Genomic DNA, 17328 nt, shown 5'->3' with positions numbered 1-17328 from the left:
AAGATAACACTAATTTTAAGGCTGAATCTTTATTAAAGCATCAGCGATTTTACGGTCGTTTGCAAGTCGTGGCACTTTGTTTTGGCCACCCAGCTTGCCTTGCGATTTCATATACTGCTGAAAACTATCCTTTTTAAGCGAAGTAATTTTTAAAGGTTGAAGTACTTTTCCTTCTATTAAATCGAAGTAATACGAGTTTTGTTGTTGCATTTCGGCATCGAGAAATTCGGCCACTTGTTGAAGATTTTCTGGTTCATTTTCAAATTCTACCAACCATTCGTGATACGGAAGATTTGCTTCCGAAGGCGTTATTTGCGGCGCAACAGTGAATTCCGTTATTGAAAAATTAAACTTTGCAATTGCAGTATTCATCGCTTCTTCAACCTCTTTCCCAATAACGTGTTCGCCAAAGGCTGAAATAAAATGCTTTATTCTTCCCGAAACAATAACGCGGTACGGTTTAGTAGAAGTAAACTGAACGGTATCGCCCAAATTATACGCCCAAAGCCCCGCATCTGTTGAAATAATCATCACGTAATTAATGCCAATTTCCACTTCGCCAATGGTTAATCGTTTTGGATTTTCTTCAAAAAAGGTTGAAGCTTCAATAAATTCATAAAATATTCCTGAATTTAAAAGCAGCAACATTCCTTTGTCTTTCTGGCTATCTTGAAAGGCGAAAAACCCTTCACTTGCTGGGAAAAGTTCGATGCTGTCCACTTTTCTTCCTATTAAATTTTCAAATTTGGCGCGATAGGGTTCAAAGTTTACACCGCCATAAATAAACAAGTTGAAGTTTTTGAAAAGGTCGCCTACTTTCTTCCCCGTATTTTTTTGAAGTTTTTCAAAATACATTTGCACCCACGACGGAATACCGCTGATTACGGTCATGTTTTCGTTTTTGGTTTCTTCTACAACGGCGTCAACCTTAGTTTCCCAATCGTCTATGCAATTTGTTTCCCAACTGGGCAATCGGTTTTTTTGAAGATAGGCAGGCACGTAATGCGCCACAATTCCCGAAAGTCTGCCCAATTTAATGCCGTTCTTTTCCTGCATTTCTGGGCTTCCCTGCAGAAAAATCATTTTACCATCTACAAATTCTGCATTTCCAGTTTCGTTTATATAACACAAAATTGCATTTCGAGCAGCTTCAATGTGATGCGGCATAGATTCCTTGGTTAACGGAATGTATTTTGCCCCCGAAGTTGTACCCGAAGTTTTAGCAAAATAGAGCGGTTTCCCGGGCCACAGCACGTTTTCTTCGCCAGAAACTACACGGTCAACATAGGGTTTTAAAGCTTCGTAATCGCGAACGGGAACGCGCTTTGCAAATTCCTTAAAGGAGTTTATATTTTTAAAATTATGATCTTTTCCGAAGGCAGTATTCTTTGCATCGGCAATCAGTTTTTCAAAAACTTTTTGTTGCGTTTCAACAGGGTTCTTTGCCCATTTTTGAATTCGGAGTACAACAATTTTAGAGAAAATTTTAGCAGAAACGGTCTTTAGAGACATAGGCAATTAATCAAAATCTATAAAATTAGTTGGATTTACGGGGAAGCCATCGCGCCACAATTCAAAGTGCAAATGGGGGCCCGTTGTAAGTTCGCCGGTATTGCCAACGGTGCCAATTACTTCACCGGCTTTAACAATTTCGCCCTGCCCTTTGGTGAGCATCGCGTTGTGTTTATACACTGAAATTAGATTGTTATCGTGTTTTAAAATAATAACATTGCCTGTAGCGGCAGTCCATTCGGCAAAAATAACTGTGCCATCTGCAACTGCTTTAACTGGCGAATCCTTTACCGTTACTACATCTACGGCATAATGCTTTGCTTTAGAATCATACTGTTCTGTAATTGTGCCTTTTACTGGAGCAAAAAGTGAATATTCCTGCACTCGCGGCGCAATTAACGGATTGTATTTATCTTCTTTCGCCACCGCATCGCGAAGTAATGAATCTTTTCGCGAAGTTCGTATTAAAACAGACGGATCGGTTTTGGCAACTTCAATGATAGAATCTTTATTGAAATTAACCGTTTTAACGTCGCCTGTAAGCACTTTTTTAATAGAAGCGAGGTATTGCTCATTTACTGAAAGAATCTGCTGTAGCGAGTCTGTTTTGTAGGTTAATTGTGTAGCTTTCTTTTTTAATGCGGTAGATGAATACCCGGGAATATATTCGCGAAGTGGTGTAAAAGCAATGATTACAGTGGTTAACAAAATAAGGAACAATGCAAAAAGTGTACTGAACACAAATACATTCAACCTGTTTAGTTTAAACGAAAAACGCTCCTCAAAGGTTTCTTCGTTTAAAATTACCAGCCGGTATTTGTGCAGGAGTTTTTTTTTAAACTTTTTGCCCCTTTTTTCTTTTTGAGTCATAATCTGCAATTCCTTTTTACAAATATAAAATAAACTAAAGCGCTATACGCTAAAGTTTCCCTCAAAACGTTGTATCTAAACATTTCTTGTTACCTTTGCTTAATTTAAATTTCGAAATTATGAATGCATTATTTATTCCTTTAGGTGTTATTGGCCCGTGGCAGATTGTATTAATTGTAGTGATTGTATTATTGCTTTTCGGAGGCAAGAAAATTCCAGAGCTTATGCGCGGTCTGGGTAGCGGACTTAAGGAATTTAAGGATGCTTCAAAAGAAGAACCAACAGATAATAAGATAGACGAGAAGAAGTAAATTTTCGTTTTATACTTAAAAAAAGAGCCTTTCAGTTTTAAATTGAAAGGCTCTTTTTTATATAAATACTTTTTAAATTCTACTCAAATTTGGCAGAATTCAAGATAGATTCCAGCTCAAATTGAAGATCTCTTTTTGATACTGCCGGGGCATACGTAAACCCTTCTAAAATTAAATAACGATTGTTTTTCTCGTCGCGCACGGCGTAGTTTACAAAAGGACCGCCCATCCAGTCGTCTTTTACTTCCCAGGTACCCTTTGTTTCATACGCAAATTTTCCATCAATTTTTGTTGTGAAAAGATAGGGAGCGTAGGCATCTTCGGTAACAAACTGGCCGTCATCTTCAACGGGAAGCAGTTTGCTGCCTATAGAATCACGAATTTTTATAATGTCTCCAACTGCTGTACTGTCGTTGGTAATCATTGATAATGGCACTTGATAAACAAGTATGTTAGTTGTGCCGTCTTTTAAATCTTTCCGCATCCAGAAAAAACTGTCCGTAGCTTTTGCAATTCTGTATGCACTGGGAATTTGCAGCGAAACACCCATCACATTTTTAAGCGAATCGGTTTTCATTAGTGAAATAGCGGTTCTGCGTTGGCGTTCCTTTATTTCGGAAGCGTGAAATTTTTCAATAATTTGAGCTGCATTTTTATTGATGAGTTCAACTAATTTCTCTTCGGAAGGAGCTTTAATTATTGCCCCAGTTTGTGGTTTGGCATATTCGTTGGTCGCAATGGTTACTTTTTCTTCTTCGCTTATAACTACATATAAAAAAAGCCTATTGCTGCGAGCGAAACCAGAAAAGCCTTCGGGAGGCATTTGGTTCATTGAAAAAAGTGGTTCGTCCTGCGGAAGACCATCTGTAGGAGCTGCGAAGTTATTTCGAATGGCCTCACCTACTACCCCATTCCAAAGATCGTTGGGCGTAATAATTTGAAGCGCATTAATGTTTCCTACAGAATTGGGAACAAGTGATTTGTCTTTAGTGCCACTACTGTTGCACGATGCAAGTGCAACAAAAAGCGATAACAATGCAATAGTAAATAGTCTCATTTAAAGGATGTTTTTTTGGAACTATCCTTTGTGAATTTTAAGTTTAGTTCCAGGCTTTAAGTTAGTACCACTAATATCGTTCCATTTTTTGATATTTTGGACCGAAACTCCAGGAAATTTTTGCGAAATGCTCCACAAGGAATCGCCATTGCGTACGGTATAGGTTCTATCTGAAGTATTACTGGATTGCACCGGCGTGTTTCTGGCAATATCTTGCGTACTTTTTCGGGGGTAAATAATTAAATTCTGACCCACTTTTACTGTGTTATTGCGCATGCCATTCCATCTTCTAATTTGGCTAACGCCTACGCCATATCTTTCAGCAATTCTTCCCAAATAATCCCCTCTTTTTACACGATAACGTAGTTTCTCTGGTTGCTCGTATAATTCGGGAAGTGGTTTTTCAGCTTCCTCCTGCTCTATTTGTGCAAATGTATATATTGCATCTTCGTTGGTTACAAATGTGCCTACTGCCGTTAGCGGAAGTCGCAATACATAGTTTTCATTTTTTATAACCGGAATAATTCCCAACTTATAGGAAGGGTTAAGAAACTCAAGCTCTTCTTTATCAAGATTGGTGAGTTTTGCAACTTGATCTAATGTAATTTGTTGCTTAACGCGAATGGTATCTGTAGCTACAAATGGAATTCGTGCCGATTGTTTTTTAAAGCCGTGTTCCTGTGCGTATTCAAAAATGTACATCGTTGCTAAAAACGCAGGCACATAACCAGCAGTTTCACGTGGAAGAAAGCTGCGAAGACTCCAATAATCTGTCTCTCCGCCCGAACGACGAATTGCCTTTGAAACATTTCCAGGACCCGAATTGTAGGCTGCAAGTGCTAAATCCCAATCGTTAAAACTGTTGTTTAAGCTTTTTAAATATTTACACGCAGCTTCTGTAGCTAAATACGGGTCTGAACGCTCATCAACATAAGAACTTACATCAAGTCCAAACATTTTACCAGTTGGGAACATAAATTGCCAAAGCCCCGTAGCCCCAACTCGAGACCGAGCCTTCGGATTTAATGCCGATTCAATTACGGCTAAATATTTTAGTTCCAAGGGTAGGTTATGCTTATCTAATTCCTGTTCAAACAACGGGAAATAAAATTCACTAAGCCCCATTAAACGCTCTAATCCTCTGCGGCGATTTTTTAAGTATTGCTTAATAACACTTTCTAATGAAGGATTGTATTCAACTTTAAACGGCGTACGCGCATCTAGCTCTTTTAAGCGTTGCTTGAGCAATTCAGTAGGGAGTTCATCGTAATCTACTGGGTCAAAATTCTGGTTTGTAACACTGTTATATATGTCTTCAAAAAGATCAGATTTGTAAAGTTCCTTTAGCCATAAGCTGTCTTTTTTACGTGCCAAGGCCATATCTTGAAGATCATAAACAATGCTATCTTTAAAAGAAGTAGCCACTACAGTTGCAGGTAATTCTTCCGAAATTTTTGTCACTTTAATAGAATCAACAACCTGAATTTCTTTGGTGTTCAGCCTTTTATTTTGTTTTTTACCCACTTGGGCAAAACTAATACTGCAGGCCAGCAACAGTATAAAGAGAAAGATTTTATTTAGTTTCATCAGCTATTAATTGCATTTGGGGATTTTGGCAAGTACGCCTGATTATTACTCCTTTTATCAAGGGTTTCATTTTTTAACTAGTCAACAGTTGAAACGCCTTTTGAAATAAAAAATTTTATCAAAAATAATCTTTTCGCGAAATTACGCAAATTTAATACTCAAAAGCCTAATCTGATGCTATTTAACTTTTATGCCAACAGTGCTTTTATACCCGGCAGCGTTTTTCCTTCTAACATTTCGAGCATTGCGCCGCCTCCCGTTGAAACATAACTTACTTTATTTGATAGGTTAAATTGCTGAACCGCCGCTACCGAATCGCCGCCGCCCACTAACGAAAACGCCCCATTTTCAGTTGCTTTAGCGATATTCTGACCCAGAATTTTAGTGCCTTCAGCAAATTTTTCCATTTCAAAAACACCTACGGGACCGTTCCATAAAATTGTTTTAGAATTGGCTAATACATTAGCAAATATTTCATTGGAATCAGGACCCGCATCCAAACCCATCCAACCATCGGGAATGTTATTTATTGATGAAATCTTTGTATTGGCAGTTCCCGAAAAATCATCGGCAATAACCGCATCTACTGGTAAATGTACCGAAACACCCTTGTTTTTTGCCATTTTCAAAATTTCGAGTGCCAAATCTTGCTTATCATCTTCAACTAATGAATTTCCTATTTTACCGCCTTGCGCCTTTATAAACGTGAAAGCCATTCCACCGCCAATAATTAAATGATCAATTTTATTGAGAATGTTTTCAATAATGGTAATTTTTGAAGAAACTTTTGCGCCGCCTATAATAGCTGTCACTGGCTTTTCATTACTTTCCAAAACTTTTTTTACGTTTTCTATTTCCGAAGCCAATAAGAGTCCGAAGCATTTATTCTCTGGAAAAAACTCAGCGATAATTGCAGTGGAGGCGTGTGCTCGGTGCGCAGTTCCAAAGGCATCATTAACGTAAACATCGCCAAATTTTGAAAGTTTTTCGGCAAAAGCACGATCTCCGTTTGTTTCTTCTTCGTAATAACGGAGGTTTTCAAGTAAAAGAATTTCACCAGATTTTAAAATTCTTACCGCTTCTTCAACCTTCGGCCCCACACAATCATCCACAAATTTCACTTGAACTCCCAAAATTGTAGATAAAGGTTTTAAAATATGTTGAAGTGAAAATTCAGCTTCTCTATTTTTTGGTCTTCCCAAATGCGACATTAAAACACAACTGCCCCCGTCTTCTAAAATTTTCAAAATAGTAGGTTTGGCGGCACGAATGCGCGTATCGTCTGTTACGTTGAAGTCATCGTCAAGCGGCACATTAAAATCTACACGAATCAATGCCTTCTTGCTTTTAAAATCTATGTCGTTTACGGTTTTCATCTCTATAAATTTAGGCTGCAAATATACTCCTTTTCATTTTTAAATCCCTTTTAGAAATTCATTGAAAATAGTGCTTTCATACAATTAATACGAATTAAATGTCTAAAATTTTCAGTCCTTAAAAAAGCATAAAATTGATTAGATTTGCGAATGGATTTTTCAGAAGTAATAGGCCACCAACATATAAAATCGCATCTTTCAAAAACTATTGAAAACGGCAGGATTCCGCACGCCCAGCTGTTTTCGGGCGTTAATGGTAGTGGTTTGCTTCCTATGGCAATTGCGTATGCTTCGGCACTTTTATGCAGTCATTTTAAAAAAGATAGCGACGCCTATTTTGCCTGTAAAAGCAAAGTTTCAAAATTGGCACATCCCGATTTGCATTTTGTCTACCCTGTTAATACCAGCGATATTGCGAAAAAGAATGCTATTTCGGACAATTACGCTGAAGCTTGGCGAAAATTCGTTTTAAATAATCCGTATGCTTCACTTTTTGAGTGGCTACAAAGCCTTGGGATTGAAAATAAACAGGGAAATATTAGTAAATATGAAGCTGAAAATATTTCAAAAAAACTTTCGCTAAAAGCCTTTGAAGGTGGATATAAAGTGATGATTATTTGGATGGCAGACAATATGAACGGGGAATGTGCCAACAAAATTTTAAAATTGGTTGAAGAACCAACGGATAAGACCGTGCTTTTACTGTTAACCGAAAAGGAAGGCCAAATTATTACTACAATTAAATCGCGTTGTCAAAAACTAACTTTTCCACTTCTTTCGGAAGCCGATATTTCAGAAGCTTTAATTAAAAGTTTGCAAATAAAGGAAAATGTGGCAGTCCAAATGGCCCGCAGAGCGCGTGGCGATTATAATAAGGCATTACAATTACTGGACGAAACTGGAGAAGACGAAGTTTTTGAAAAGTGGTTTATAAGTTGGGTGCGCACCGCCTTTAGAGCCAAAGGAAACAAAGGGGCTATCAACAATTTGTTAGAATGGAGTGACGAGTTGGCGAAACAGGGCCGCGAAACACAAAAGAAATTTTTAGCCTATTGCACCGACGTTTTTAGAGAAGCACTTTTAGATAATTATGGCGCCCATTCACTATTGTACTTTGAAGCGAATGACGCCTCGTTTTCACTTAACAAATTTGCGCCCTTCGTGCATCAAAATAATATTTTTGAAATAACTACCGCCTTGGAAGATGCAACTTACCACATTGAACGAAATGGAAATGCGAAAATAATCTTCACCGATCTATCCATTAAATTAACGCGACTAATTCACAAAAAAGAATTGGTATAAATATTTGTTATCGAAATAACATTTTAATAGAATTTTACTATAGAAAGAGCTCTATTTAGAGCGTTATAATCGAGTTTTCACCAAATTTTTAGGGGAACACACTGCATTTGAACGCAAACCCTCTTAAAACAGCTTAAAATTAGTTATTTTGTCTTTCTAAAGCAATAAATATGCGAAGAATACTCCTTTGATTGAATTGCCTTTAAATTTGATACTAATCCAACCCAAAGCGCGTTTAGCGAAAATTTTCTTCCAGAAATATACTTTTCAGAAAGTAGACTTACATAAAACGAATCAAAAATCATAGGTTTCGTTTTTTCTAAAATAAAAGCCTTTGAAAAAATATTTTGAATAGATTTTTTAGAAAAATGCCAGAGATGGCGAGGTGCATCATAAGCCGCCCAAAACATTCCGTAATGATCGGCATCGTAACTTTTAAAATTTGGAACTGCAATAATCAATACTCCGTCAGGTTTAACTAACTTCGAAAGTGCTAAAACGGTTTCATCCAAATTAGGAATATGTTCCAAAACATGCCAAAGAGTTATTACATCAAATTGTTTTCCCTCAAAATGTTTTAGTGAGGATTTTAAATGTATTCCTTTTTCCAATGCCAATTTAGAAGCATTTCTGTTTGGTTCCATGCCATTCACCGCCCAACCATTTTCTTTAGCAGCTCTTAAAAAATCTCCGGTTCCGGCACCAACATCTAGTAATAATCCAATGGTTCCAGTTTGTTCAAGTATTAACTTAACCTTCATTTGAAGTGACCACTTTTTCACGAGTTGATATAAAAATGAAAATAAGCCCTTTTTTTTATCAGTATGCGAAATGTATTCATCACTTTCATAATACAAGGGAAGATCTTCAGATTTCGGCATTGGAGTGGTTCTTAAAAAATCCATCTCAGCATTACATACTAGATTAAAAACTTCGCCAGTAACTAAATTGTCCTTAACTGATAAATATATTTTTTCGTGATTTTTCAAAATGCAGGTTAGATTATGAAGAATTATTTCGAGCCCAAAAACTATTTTTAATATTGTTCCACGTGAAACAACAACGCTAACGTCCCATATATACTAGAAGCACCGATACATCATTTGGAGAAACGCCGCTTATACGCGATGCTTGCGAAACAGTTGCAGGTTTTATTTTTGTAAGTTTCTCTCTCGCTTCATAAGAAAGTGATTTTAATTTTGAATAATCAAAGCTTTCTGGGATTTTCAATCCTTCCAATCTGTTCAGTTTATCGGCATTGTTTTTTTCTTTCGCTATATAACCCGAGTATTTTACTTGAATCTCGGCTTGCTGAATCATTTCATCATCCAATTCATTTTCGTCGATAAATTTTTTAACTGAAGCCACTGTTTTCATATCTTCCATATTCACTTCAGGACGCGAAAAGAATTTAAACATTTTATCGCTCTGTTGAACCAAAGCAGAATCTCGTTCTTTAAAAATAGGATTTATTTCATCGGGCGCAACACTCGTGTCTTTGAAGAACTGCACAAATGCGTCAGACTTTTCACGTTTCTCTTCCATTTTGCGCATACGTTTTTCACTAGCCAAGCCAATGTCAAAAGATTTAGGCGTTAATCTAAAATCTGCATTATCTTGACGAAGTAATGTTCTGTATTCGGCTCGCGATGTAAACATTCGGTACGGTTCTTCTGTTCCTTTTGTAATAAGATCATCGATTAATACCCCAATATAGGCTTCATTCCGTTGTAAAATAAAGGCTTCCTTTTCATGCACCTTTAAATGTGCGTTAATTCCGGCCATTAATCCTTGCGACGCCGCTTCTTCATAACCCGTAGTACCGTTAATTTGTCCTGCGAAATAAAGTCCGGAAACCAATTTGGTTTCAAGGGTATGTTCTAACTGTGTTGGTGGGAAGTAATCGTATTCAATAGCATAACCTGGACGGAACAATTTTACCTTTTCAAAACCAGCAACTTTTCTCAATGCTTTAAACTGAATATCTTCTGGCAAAGAAGTAGAAAAACCATTAATATAATACTCTACAGTATCCCAGCCTTCAGGTTCAACAAACAGTTGATGTCTTTCTTTATCGGCAAAGCGATTAATTTTATCTTCAATGGAAGGACAGTATCTTGGTCCTAAACTTTGAATTGAGCCATTAAACATTGGCGACCTATCAAAACCTTCACGCAAAATATCGTGAACATCGAGACTGGTATAGCTCATATGGCAGGAACGTTGCTTTTTTAAAGTTGTGGTTTCATCAGAATATGAAAATTTCTCAGGAATTGCATCACCCGGTTGCTCAATCATTTTGGCGAAATCCAACGAACGGCCATCGACTCTTGGGGGCGTTCCGGTTTTCATTCTTCCTGCTTCAAAACCTAAATCAATTAAATCCTTTGTTATTCCTGTTGAAGCTTTTTCACCCGCACGGCCTCCGCCAAATTGCTTTTCACCAATGTGAATTAATCCATTTAAAAAAGTTCCATTTGTCAAGACAACACTTTTCCCTCTTATTTCTAAACCAAGAGAAGTTCGAACTCCTTTTATTATTCCATTTTCAGAAATTATGCCCGAAATCATTTCTTGATAAAAATCTAAATTTGGAGTGCCCTCTAGCATTAATCTCCAGGTTTCGGCAAATCGCATCCGGTCACTTTGAACACGTGGACTCCACATTGCGGGACCTTTGGACTTGTTCAACATTTTAAACTGGATAGCGGTTTTATCAGATACAATTCCACTGTAACCACCCATAGCATCAATTTCGCGAACAATCTGTCCTTTGGCAATACCCCCCATAGCAGGATTACAACTCATTTGAGCTATATTTTGCAGGTTCATGGTAACTAAAAGCGTTTTGGAACCCATATTTGCTGCAGCAGCGGCAGCTTCAGAACCTGCGTGACCACCACCAACAACTATAACATCATATTCTTCTTGAAACATATTCATTCTCCATTGTTCCACGTGGAACATATTAAACTTAAATTTTTTTTAGGGGGCGCAAATTTACAATAAATATCTTATATATAGTTATTTAGATTTAGAACTTAAAACTAAATACTAGATAGCAACCGAAGCGCTGCATTTTCCTTTTTGCGCATCTGTGTTTCCTCGCTTTCTGTTTTGTCTTTATATCCACAGAAATGAAGAATCCCATGAATCATTACCCGGTGAAGTTCTTCAGTAAAACTAGTTTTAAAATCAGTAGCATTGTCTGCAACACGCTCCACTGAAATAAAAATTTCGCCGTTAATTTGCTTCCCAAGACCATAATCAAAACTTAAAATATCAGTAAGTGTATCGTGATTTAAAAATTCAATATTTAATTTGTGTAAATACTCATCATCACAAAAAACGTATAGGATTTCACCCAATTCGCAACCTTCAGAAATTATAACATCCGTAATCCAATTAATAATTTTTGGCGTGTTCTCTAAGCTAAAATCGGTTTCAAAATTAAACTCAATCATTGGTCTCCTTAAAATATTCTTGCACCTTATTTTTGTAATCTTGGCGCAAAGGTAAGGCCTCACGGTTTAATATTTCGGTAGTATTAAAGTATTTTTTTATGTCCTCGGGAGCAAGCTGCACATTGTTGTGATAATCTCTTTTATTTGTTTTAGATTCTCTTCTATTTTCTTGCCCCTGTTCTAGTTCTGCATTATCCAATTTTAAGAATTCATATTTTAAATTAAGCATTTGCTGAAGCGTATTTTCATTAAAACCCTTGTCCAACAATTGTTGTTCAATTCCTTCCATTTTCCTCAACAAATTACCTCCATTTCCCTTTAAACCCTCTTTGTTTAATCTGTCTTGAAGTTGTTGGCGTAAGTTCTGTTGTTGCTTGTAAATCTCATAAAGCTCGCCATTCATTTTTTCACTCTCGCCATTTCCGTTTTCTCCTTTCCCATCTTTATCGCCATTTTTACCGTCAGATCCATTTTCTCCATTATCACCTTTACCATCGCCACTTCCTTCGCTTTCCCCTTCACCCTCACCTTCTCCTTTGCCTTCTCCTTTGCCCTCACCTTTTGAGCCCTTTTTACCCTTCTCAATTCCCTCTTTCATCTGTTCGTTTAGGCTTTCTTGTTTCTTAATAATATCCGGAAGCTGAAAACCCTCTCCACTACCTGAACCTGGGCTTGGCATACCTTTTCCAGAGCCGGAACCCATAGCCATAGCCATCTGCATTTGCATGTTGCTTAAAATATCGCTTAATAACACAGCCAAATCATTAGCCCCTGTAATTGTATATTGCTGATTTCCAATGCCTTGCCGAGTTTGGTTTTGTGCCAATCGCTCCAAAGATTTGTCAATATTGTACTGAATTTCAGTTAGCGACGAATTTATTTGTGTTCCAAGCAAGGGTTGACGTAATGAAAGCGCAAATAAGCTATCATCAATATGTTCAAAATTGGTTTTTAAATCGTTTTGAATATTCAATTTTTTACCAAAAATAGGATTGCCGTATTCAATCTTTTTGAAGACTTCCATCAAATCTTCTTGCTGGAAAGAGAAAACAACCAAGTTATCAACTATCTGTCGAAGCATTTTTACGTCTTCATCAATAGATTCCATTTGGCCAGCTTGCATTTGCATTTGCATTGCTTTCCCCATTTGTTTCATTTTTTGTCCAGCCTTTTTTTGATTTTTTCCCGCTTCATTAGGTTTCTTTTCACCCAACTTATCAGTGGCCTTTTCCTGCTCTTCATCAATCTGCTGTTCGCTTGGTTTATCTTTTGGAATGTCTAAAGGTTTCTTTAAATTCTCGTTTTCCTTTTGAAGCTCTTCCATTTGCTTTTTATGCTCCTCAAACTTTTCATTTAATTCTTCCTGGGCCTCCTTGGTGTTTTCTTCGGAGGGTTTGTCTGCAAGTTTTTCTTGTTCTTCACCCAATTCATAAAGTTGCTCCGCTAATTTCTCAGCTTTCTTTTCAACGTAATATCGTTTAGTCAATTCAAGTAATTGATCCAAATTCTTCTCTTGATTCTTGTTTTGTTTTGAAAGGTCCTCAAGTTTTTCAGTTAAATCTTCCTTTTGAATTTTTTCAAGCAATTTTTCCAATTCCTCGAGTAATTTTTCATTCTCTTTTAACTGTTCTTCATTTTCATCCAATCGCTTTTCAAGTTCTTCTTTAAACGGATCTTCTTCCTCCTTCTCAGGTTGAAAATTTTGCAGTTCTTCTTTCAATTCCTTCGAAAAATTCTTCATCATTTCCTCTTGTTGCTTTTGGCGCTTTAGGAAATTTTGGAGTTTCTTTTTGTCGTTGTAATTAAGATCATTCTTCTCTTTTTGCGTTCGCGACAATTCCTCCAAAGTTTGTTTTTGGTCCTTAAATTCTTCCAAAGATTTGTCTAAACCTTTTATCGCGTTTTGCTGATTTTGAAGCTGCTCATTTTCCAATTCTTCTTTTGTGAGTTTTCTGAAGGAATAAACTCCGGATTTTGAAGATTTGTAATTGTGAATAGCGTCGTTGTCAAAAACTTCAAAATAGTACTCGTAAGCAACGCCTTCTTCCAAAGAAAGGTTTCCCGGAAAAGCATATGTAAACTGGTCAAAGTTTGTTTTGTTTAGTGGCAATGCTTCTGTTTTAGCCTGCTTTTCGTCGCCTTCGGGGAAATAGACCAATCGCAACTTTGTGAGTCCGTAATCGTCCGAAATCTGTCCCAAAAAGAAAACCCGCTGACTATTCGTGCTGTCTTGTTTTGATTGAACCTCAATTTCAGGAAACTGATCTTTCACCACATTTAAAGTAAAAGCAAGATTTTCATAATCTTTCAATTTTTCGTTGGAAGTGGTAATAGCATAATCAAGCTTGCGGTAAATTCCCTTTTCAAAATTGAAGTTCTCCCCTTTCGATTTGAAGTAAACTGCGGTGTCTGAAGTTTTCAAAGTTACCAACTTTGTATTTTTTGTAGCGACGTTCCATTTTACTGTGGTTCCCTCGGGAATAGTAGCATTACCGGTGCTTTTCAAGGTTTCATCTCTTTTGCCGGTATACGAAGGATAATCTAAATACATTTCAAAATTAAGTAGCGAGGGGGTTTTTACAACATCTAAAGTGTAATTGCGCGAATTCACTTTATTTGCCTTTAAATTGAAATCTATGGATTCCACAGGTTGTTGAAAAGTATATTCAAACAATCCGGGCGCTGTCTGCTGCATATAATAAGTTTCGCCACTATAATTGATGCTCGCATTTTCGGGAATAGTGTTTCCCTGTGTTCTAATTTTTAAAGTGAAAGGTTTGTTTTCTACTGCGTTCAATTCGTTATTCATAACAATAAAAGCGAAAGGTGCAGGTGGCTCAAATGCCGTGTCGTAATGCACAACACGTTTGTAACTGCTCGAAAAAATATCCATTCCGCCCAAGACGCTAAATGCTAAAAACACGAAAATTGGAATGGCAGCGTATTTTAGATATTTAGCATTCTTTTTAAAATTTACGGCACTTTTAAAAGGAACAGGTTTCAGTTCGATGGCTTTTTGGTCAATGCTTGCCGCAAGCAATTCACTTTCACGTTGATTTTGATTTAGCTGAATTACATTGAGCAATTTATCGCTAACCTCAGGAAAATGGTTGCCAATTATTTTTGAAGCTTCTTCGTAATTAATTCCTGTTTGAAGTTTGAAAAGTTTCGCCAGCGGAAAAGCTATAAACCTAACAAACAAGCCCAATTCAACAATTATAAAAGCCCAAAACAGCAACTGTCTTCCCAGTGGGCTCAGCCATAAAAAATATTCAATAAGTAGTGTGAGCAGTAAATACAGCAACCCAATGGCAAAGAAAAGAATGGTTCCTTTAATCAGCTCATTTGTGTAGTATTTTTTAATAAATTCCTCCAGTTTTTGCTGGATGATGTTAAATGTGCTCATAAATTCTTTTAAAGACAGGAATCTCACCTGCCAAATTTTATAACAATAATCTACCTCCGCAATTTTAGAAACCTTGCAGGAGGAGCTAAAATACAATAATATTTTGTGCTTACCACGGCACAATAATCACTCCAAAAAAAGAAAAAACCGCAGCGTGCAATAACTTTAAAAAACCGTAGCATAATTGTACCTTTGCAACTTCATAAAAAGAATGTAAATTATGTCTCAAAAAGTTCGGGTGCGTTTTGCCCCAAGTCCAACTGGTCCTTTACATATTGGTGGTGTTCGCACTGCTTTGTTCAATTATTTATTTGCGAAAAAGCACGGTGGCGATTTCCTTTTGCGAATTGAAGATACAGACCAAACCCGTTATGTGGAAGGTGCCGAGGCGTATATTATTGAAGCCTTAAATTGGTTAAACATTTCTTATGACGAAGGCCCCGAGAAAGAAGCTAACTATGGCCCGTACCGCCAAAGCGAAAGAAAAAATCTATACAAACAATACGCAGATAGGTTGCTTGAATCTGGAAACGCATATTACGCTTTTGATACAACTGAAGAATTAGACGCACACCGCAAAGACCACGAAGCCAAAGGAAAAACTTTTATTTACAATTGGCACAACCGTTTAAAACTAAAAAATTCACTTACTTTTTCCGCGGAAGAAACGCAGCGAAAAATAGCGAATGGCGAAGAATATGTAATTCGTTTTAAGTCGCCCGAAGATGAAACGCTTTATTTAAACGATATTATTCGCGGCAGCATGCAAGTGGAAACCAATGTTCTCGACGATAAAGTGCTCTTTAAAAGCGACGGGATGCCAACTTATCACTTGGCAAATATTGTAGACGATCATTTAATGAAAATTACCCACGTAATTCGCGGCGAAGAGTGGTTGCCATCTTTGGCGCTGCACGTTTTATTATACCGCGCTTTTGACTGGAATGCCCCTCAATTCGCACATTTACCGTTGATTTTAAAACCAACTGGCAACGGAAAACTCAGCAAACGCGATGGCGATAAAATGGGTTTCCCAGTATTTCCTTTGGAATGGAAAACCGCTGAAGGTGATGTATTTTCCGGCTATCGCGAAGATGGCTATCTACCCGAAGCAGTACTTAATATGCTCGCTTTTTTAGGTTGGAATCCAGGAACCGAGCAAGAAATTTTTAGTTTATATGAATTGGTTTCTGCATTTGAATTAGATCGCGTAAATAAAGCAGGTGCTAAGTTTGATCCCGAAAAAACGAAATGGTTTCAGCATCAATATCTTCAAATGGTAGATGATGAAAAGCTCGCCGAAGATTTTTCCAAATTTTTAAGTGAAAAAAAGGTTTCGACTGCGCTCGATCTAACAACGATCGTTTCTCTTTTAAAAGAACGCGCAACATTCGTAAGCGACCTTTGGGAACAGGGAAGTTTCTTTTTTGAAGCCCCACAAACCTACGACGCCAAAGCATCCGGCAAAGCATTTAAAGCGGATACCCCTCAAATTCTACAGCAGGTAATTTCAATTTTAACTGAAACTGAAGATTTTTCAACAGAAAACTTATCAGAAAAAGTTAAGGGATGGATTACTTCAGAAGGTATTGGTTTTGGAAAAGTAATGATGCCGTTGCGTTTAGCACTGGTCGGTGAAATGAAAGGGCCGGAAGTTTTCGATATTCTTTTCATTTTAGGAAAAGAAGAAAGTATTTCAAGAATTGAAAATGCTATAGAGTTTATAGGTTAAAAGTAAATTACTCCGCTTAAAATTACAGTGGAACTATTTCCTTTAAAACTATTGTTTTCTAAATTTCTCTTATTCAATGCACTTAATATATTTGTTAAGCCATAATGATATTGTGCACTTAATCGAAAATGCTTAAAGCCGCCGGTAATACCTGCAGCTATTAAAGCATTGAATTTTGAAATATCTTGAATTTCACTAGCAGTTAAGGTATTATAACCCGTAAGCACATAATTTTCGAATCTATTATTATTCAATTTCATCTTACCATTTAAACCAAAAATAGGTCCCAATTCAAGACTTAAATGGTTAACAATTATGTTATAGCTTCCAATTAATTTAAACGTTACCCCGTGAATAGTGTAACCAATATATTGCGTGTCTGTGTTTAAAAGATCGTTGCCTTCAATTCCAACGGCAGCATTTAGAAAACTAATTCCGTAAATTAAATCGAAATTATTTCTAAACGCACCGCGCGTAGTAAAACCTGCGCTAAAACCTTCTCGTTGTTCGGTTACCAGATCGTTTGTATGTATATCAAAAAGCAGTATTCCAGCTTGTATTCCAAGAAAATTATAGCTGTCGTAGTTGCGTTGTGCACTTGTTTGTTGAAAAGATAGCAGGAAAATTGTAGCAAAAAGTAACTTAGAGAGACTCATATATGGGGAATAAAAATGAGGCGTGAAAATAGCTTTAATTTTGTATCTTCCA

General features: G+C 37.0%; 13 protein-coding genes. 3 read left to right on the top strand and 10 right to left on the bottom strand.

The annotated features are described in order from the left end of the window. Positions 1–15: 15 nt before the first annotated feature. Together K8089_RS00670 and K8089_RS00665 are read right to left on the bottom strand one after the other, a co-directional pair. Positions 16–1512 (bottom strand): GH3 auxin-responsive promoter family protein, encoded by a 1497-nt coding sequence (locus K8089_RS00670; protein WP_237601332.1) that lies wholly within the window; start codon positions 1510–1512, stop codon positions 16–18. A 6-nt stretch (positions 1513–1518) separates the two neighbouring features. Continuing rightward, entirely contained in the window at positions 1519–2382 is an 864-nt protein-coding gene (locus tag K8089_RS00665) for a M23 family metallopeptidase (protein ID WP_237601331.1), read from the bottom strand. A 119-nt stretch (positions 2383–2501) separates the two neighbouring features. Between K8089_RS00665 and tatA the strand changes: the two genes are divergently transcribed. Beyond that, complete coding sequence (tatA, locus tag K8089_RS00660; protein WP_237601330.1) at positions 2502–2693, top strand: twin-arginine translocase TatA/TatE family subunit; 192 nt, start codon at positions 2502–2504, stop codon at positions 2691–2693. Between the two features lie 79 nt (positions 2694–2772). On the opposite strand, the gene K8089_RS00655 is transcribed toward tatA, so the two are convergent. From K8089_RS00655 to K8089_RS00645, 3 genes are all read right to left on the bottom strand, one after another. Beyond that, positions 2773–3750, bottom strand: coding sequence for a DUF4837 family protein (locus tag K8089_RS00655; protein ID WP_237601329.1), 978 nt, complete (start codon positions 3748–3750; stop codon positions 2773–2775). A gap of 21 nt (positions 3751–3771) precedes the next feature. Further along, the gene (locus K8089_RS00650; RefSeq protein WP_237601328.1) at positions 3772–5337 is read right to left on the bottom strand and encodes a LysM peptidoglycan-binding domain-containing protein; all 1566 of its coding nucleotides are present in this window, start codon (positions 5335–5337) and stop codon (positions 3772–3774) included. A gap of 188 nt (positions 5338–5525) precedes the next feature. Further along, positions 5526–6713, bottom strand: a complete 1188-nt coding sequence (locus K8089_RS00645) for a phosphoglycerate kinase (protein WP_262913874.1) — start codon at positions 6711–6713, stop codon at positions 5526–5528. 150 nt (positions 6714–6863) lie between these two features. On the opposite strand from K8089_RS00645, the gene K8089_RS00640 reads away from it, so the two are divergent. Beyond that, on the top strand, positions 6864–8018 hold the full coding sequence (locus K8089_RS00640; RefSeq protein WP_237601327.1) for a DNA polymerase III subunit: 1155 nt from the start codon (positions 6864–6866) through the stop codon (positions 8016–8018). A 143-nt stretch (positions 8019–8161) separates the two neighbouring features. Here K8089_RS00640 and K8089_RS00635 read toward each other — a convergent pair whose 3' ends face one another. From K8089_RS00635 to K8089_RS00620, 4 genes are all read right to left on the bottom strand, one after another. After that, positions 8162–9007 carry a class I SAM-dependent methyltransferase gene (locus K8089_RS00635; RefSeq protein WP_237601326.1) on the bottom strand — a complete coding sequence of 282 codons (846 nt, stop codon included), beginning with the start codon at positions 9005–9007 and terminating at the stop codon, positions 8162–8164. 76 nt (positions 9008–9083) lie between these two features. Then, the gene (gene mnmG, locus K8089_RS00630) at positions 9084–10955 is read right to left on the bottom strand and encodes a tRNA uridine-5-carboxymethylaminomethyl(34) synthesis enzyme MnmG (protein ID WP_237601410.1); all 1872 of its coding nucleotides are present in this window, start codon (positions 10953–10955) and stop codon (positions 9084–9086) included. A 110-nt stretch (positions 10956–11065) separates the two neighbouring features. Further along, positions 11066–11482, bottom strand: a complete 417-nt coding sequence (gene ybeY / locus K8089_RS00625; RefSeq protein ID WP_237601325.1) for an rRNA maturation RNase YbeY — start codon at positions 11480–11482, stop codon at positions 11066–11068. After that, the gene (locus K8089_RS00620; RefSeq protein ID WP_237601324.1) at positions 11475–14888 is read right to left on the bottom strand and encodes a DUF4175 family protein; all 3414 of its coding nucleotides are present in this window, start codon (positions 14886–14888) and stop codon (positions 11475–11477) included. Before K8089_RS00620 ends, ybeY begins: the two co-directional genes overlap by 8 nt. Positions 14889–15108: 220 nt before the next feature. On the opposite strand from K8089_RS00620, the gene gltX reads away from it, so the two are divergent. Continuing rightward, on the top strand, positions 15109–16620 hold the full coding sequence (gene gltX, locus K8089_RS00615) for a glutamate--tRNA ligase (protein WP_237601323.1): 1512 nt from the start codon (positions 15109–15111) through the stop codon (positions 16618–16620). On the opposite strand, the gene K8089_RS00610 is transcribed toward gltX, so the two are convergent. Further along, complete coding sequence (locus tag K8089_RS00610; protein ID WP_237601322.1) at positions 16617–17276, bottom strand: outer membrane beta-barrel protein; 660 nt, start codon at positions 17274–17276, stop codon at positions 16617–16619. The two genes, gltX and K8089_RS00610, sit on opposite strands and share 4 nt — an antisense overlap. Positions 17277–17328 lie beyond the last annotated feature (52 nt).

Origin of the sequence: Aequorivita vitellina, assembly GCF_022008365.1 — a bacterium.
GTDB lineage: Bacteria > Bacteroidota > Bacteroidia > Flavobacteriales > Flavobacteriaceae > Aequorivita > Aequorivita vitellina.
The sequence above is the reverse complement of the archived record's forward strand: the minus strand, read 5'-3'. Positions and strand labels throughout refer to the sequence as shown.

What these genes read in the sequence shown, in the direction of transcription:
- gltX (WP_237601323.1), top strand. Translation starts at nt 15,109, where the DNA reads ATGTCTCAAAAAGTTCGGGTGCGTTTTGCCCCAAGTCCAACTGGTCCT.
- tatA (WP_237601330.1), top strand. Translation starts at nt 2,502, where the DNA reads ATGAATGCATTATTTATTCCTTTAGGTGTTATTGGCCCGTGGCAGATT.
- K8089_RS00620 (WP_237601324.1), bottom strand. Translation starts at nt 14,888, where the DNA reads ATGAGCACATTTAACATCATCCAGCAAAAACTGGAGGAATTTATTAAA.
- K8089_RS00640 (WP_237601327.1), top strand. Translation starts at nt 6,864, where the DNA reads ATGGATTTTTCAGAAGTAATAGGCCACCAACATATAAAATCGCATCTT.
- mnmG (WP_237601410.1), bottom strand. Translation starts at nt 10,955, where the DNA reads ATGTTTCAAGAAGAATATGATGTTATAGTTGTTGGTGGTGGTCACGCA.
- K8089_RS00655 (WP_237601329.1), bottom strand. Translation starts at nt 3,750, where the DNA reads ATGAGACTATTTACTATTGCATTGTTATCGCTTTTTGTTGCACTTGCA.
- K8089_RS00670 (WP_237601332.1), bottom strand. Translation starts at nt 1,512, where the DNA reads ATGTCTCTAAAGACCGTTTCTGCTAAAATTTTCTCTAAAATTGTTGTA.
- K8089_RS00645 (WP_262913874.1), bottom strand. Translation starts at nt 6,713, where the DNA reads ATGAAAACCGTAAACGACATAGATTTTAAAAGCAAGAAGGCATTGATT.
- ybeY (WP_237601325.1), bottom strand. Translation starts at nt 11,482, where the DNA reads ATGATTGAGTTTAATTTTGAAACCGATTTTAGCTTAGAGAACACGCCA.
- K8089_RS00665 (WP_237601331.1), bottom strand. Translation starts at nt 2,382, where the DNA reads ATGACTCAAAAAGAAAAAAGGGGCAAAAAGTTTAAAAAAAAACTCCTG.
- K8089_RS00610 (WP_237601322.1), bottom strand. Translation starts at nt 17,276, where the DNA reads ATGAGTCTCTCTAAGTTACTTTTTGCTACAATTTTCCTGCTATCTTTT.
- K8089_RS00650 (WP_237601328.1), bottom strand. Translation starts at nt 5,337, where the DNA reads ATGAAACTAAATAAAATCTTTCTCTTTATACTGTTGCTGGCCTGCAGT.